At 46.6% G+C, this 3,370-nt stretch carries 2 protein-coding genes; both read right to left on the bottom strand.

Annotation, left to right across the window (positions count from 1 at the left end; translation table 11 throughout):
* On the bottom strand, positions 1-527 hold a 527-nt coding region (locus J0895_RS14750; protein ID WP_277989846.1), incomplete at its 3' end, for a calcium-binding protein.
* Between the two features lie 920 nt (positions 528-1,447).
* A partial coding sequence (locus J0895_RS14745; protein WP_207088823.1) for a sucrose synthase occupies positions 1,448-3,370 on the bottom strand: 1,923 nt, incomplete at its 5' end.

Raw genomic sequence — 3,370 nt, 5'->3', positions numbered from 1 at the left:
TCATTCCCCTCATGACCGATGATGATGTCGTTGCCTTTGCCTCCATAAATGGTGTCGGTCCCTCCTTCTCCATCGAGGGTATCATCACCTTGGTTGCCGAAAATTAGGTCATCGCCGATGCCGCCAAAGATGATGTCGTTGCCAAATCCTTCGTCCAGGGAGAGTCCATCCCGGGTTAGGTCTCCGTAGAGGACGTTGTTGCCTTCGTTGCCGCGAATGATGTCGTTACCGGGACCGCCGGCGATCGTGTCGTTGCCTTGGTTTCCCAGGAGGCTATCATTGCCTGTATTTCCATAAAGGGAATCATTCCCTGGGTTGCCAACGATGGTATCGTCGGCCTGGGAGCCAATAATGGTATCATCTCCAGCTTGGCCTTGGATGATTTGCAGTAAGGATAAGTCTAAAAAAATTCCCTCTTCCTCTAAAGTTCGAGGGGATTCTAGGCGATCGCTTTCATCTAATCCAGGAATATTTGAATCCGGAAGGTTCGTTGCCAGGGGATTGTTCGGTTCTCTAATTTCTGCCATTTTGGGAATTTTATCTACAGGATTGTTTGGGTGAATAGTAAACTCATCAATTGGAGGTGATCAAGACCGATCTCTCGGCTTAATCATCAAATAGTAGGAATTGTCATGGATTATCGACATGGGCGATCGCTCACGACTACTCAGATGCACTCAAGATATATTCAATAAAACTTCCAGCCTCCTCCTGTTTTTGCGATCGTTTTTTTTGATAATGCACCCATTCCGTCTGATTGGACAATAGCAGTGCCTTATTGAACCGAAGATGAGGAACCTGAGAATCCTGGGCAGTCCCCATTTTGGATGGAAATACACCATGAGCACCATAGACCAAGATTTACGCGATGTAAATGGGAGTCCGAGGGTGATTTGTAGTATCTGATAGGATACCTCTGGGTTACTCTCTTTTCTTTTGAGTCACTTGATCTCGAACGACGCCCTCACGGGTGTTTTTTAATACTGAGTCACCAGAAGGAACAAGGGATTATCTCTGGATCCTCCGAGTGGATTCGGATCGGGGTCAGTTGTTGTGGAGCATACCCAGATTTCCCCAAATAGCTATCACGGGCCGCTAAAAAAATTGAGTAGCAGTCGTTTTTTTGCAGTCCCTATTTTATGTGAATTGTGAAAGACTTGAGTGAGAATGATCCGATCCGATCTCCGAGGCGAAGTACGAAGGGGGATGAAGGCGAATTCAGGATGGGACTGATGGAGCTTTAAGGGGGAATGAGGGGTTAGTCTGTCAGAGGAGCGTGCTAGGGGACCGGGATAGATTCCGAGGTAACGAAAGAGGGGATTAAACTTAAGAATTAAGAATTAATCTAATCAACCTGATTAGGGTTTAATTCTTAATTCTCAAGGTTCACGACTCACCCATTCAAAAGAGCCTAAATGGTTATCTCAGGGAAAGTTCAAGGTCTGACCTATCGATCGCGGTGTTGTTCCAATAACACCTGAGCACGCGGCTTATAAATCAGATAAAATAACGCCTCTAAGTAGCGCAACATATCCTCACGGTTTTCCTTGGAAGTATAATTCCAGAACCCGTAAATTTTAGAAAGCGATAACAGGCGGGTGGTATGAATTTTCCAAGTATAGGTCGTGTAAACCCGCTCGATCGCCCGTTGGGAAATTTCATCCCAATAATGGGGATTTTGCTCATGTTTGGACACAAAGTCCAGCAGCTTCTGTGCGGTTTCTTCTAAATTCGTCGGGTTGATGTAAAATCCATTCACCTTATCCTGAATGATTTCTAACGGACCCCCGAACTGGGTGGCAAAGGTAGGCAAACCGGAAACCATCGCCTCTAAAATAGTCAGACCAAAGGCTTCAAATAAAGCCGGTTGCACAAAAATTCCCTTATGGTCGCCAATCACCCGATAGAGTTCTCCAGAATCGGTCTTAGAGAGTCGCACTCCCAACCAGCGAATCTTATTATACAAATTGTATTGCTCAATGATGCCATACAATTTTTGCATTTCGCTGATTTCTTCCGTGTCGTTAGACTCCTCAGTTCGCAATTTCCCGGCAACCAGAATCAGATTACAACGCTCTTGCAATTCCGGACTCTGACCAAAACATTCAGCTAAACCCGTCAAATTCTTAATCCGGTCCAGTCGGGCGACGGAAAACAGAATTTGTTTGCTGGGGTCTTCCAGCTTTCCAAAAACTTGAGCGGGGTCATCCAGAGTAAAGAGCAATTCTTCCAGTCGTTCCCGGTTGGATTGGATGCGGTCTTCGGTGCGGGTGTAGGGAAAATAGACCGCTTCATTCACCCCAGGGGGGACGACGTTAAATTTAGGAGAAAATAACTCGATGCCGTTGACCACATGATACAGATCCGGCATGGTAAAACAAGCGTAGGATTCATACTGACCGACACTATCGGCGGTCCCAACAATCTCCTGATAGGTGCTGCTAACAATGAAGTTGGCAGCATTCATGGCGATCAAGTCGGCGGTAAACTGGAGAGAAAAATGATATTGAGGATCAAGGTCTTGCCAGTAGAGGTTACTGAAGAGATACTTAGATTTTTCTAAGGCATGAGCGACGTTACACTGGGTGACTTTCAGGCGACGTGCTAACAGGAATGCCACTAAGTTTCCATCAGAATAGTTGCCGACGATTAAATCGGGTTTGCCTTGAAATTCGGCCAGGAGTTCTCTTTCGGCATCAATGGCGTAGGTTTCTAAATAGGGCCAGATTTCAAATCGAGAAATCCAGTTTTGGGTCATGTTGGGATTCTGTTCACGGAAGGGAACTCGCAGAATCCAACCATTATCGGTGCCGTAAATTTTTTCGAGGCGTTCGTTACAGCGTGTGCCATCGGCATTGGGGATTAACCGGGAGAGGATGAGGACTTTCGGATTGACTCCTAATGTATCCAATCCGGCGAGTTTAAATTCTTCTTGGAGTTGCTTTTCTAAGCTGCGGGCCTGATCCAAAACATAGACGACTTGACCGCCGGTGTCGGGTCGTCCGAGCACGCCTTCTTGACCAAACCACCCATGAATGGAGACGAGGACGATGCGAAAGATCATCGGAATCCGGGAGATGAAGGATTCGAGGACGGCATCGTTGGGGGAGTCGATCAGTTCATCTAGGATTTCTAGGGTTTCGCGGACGCGACTGGCAGTATTTCCCCAACCGGGTTCAAATCCTAAGATTTGCAGGTCGAACCGGAAGTTGTCAAACGGTTCCTCTGGGGGTCGATCGCCCACAAAGGAGATGGCTTGTTTGACTTTCTGGGACAATTCCCGCCGGTTTTTAATCCGTTGGTTAATCAGTAATTGCAGTCCATTATATTGATGCAGGCTCAAAAATTCATAAAGGAGTTCGAGGGTCTG

The organism is Phormidium pseudopriestleyi FRX01 (assembly GCF_017313335.1).
Lineage (GTDB): Bacteria > Cyanobacteriota > Cyanobacteriia > Cyanobacteriales > Laspinemataceae > Laspinema > Laspinema pseudopriestleyi.
This window is presented reverse-complemented; position numbering and strand designations above follow the sequence as displayed.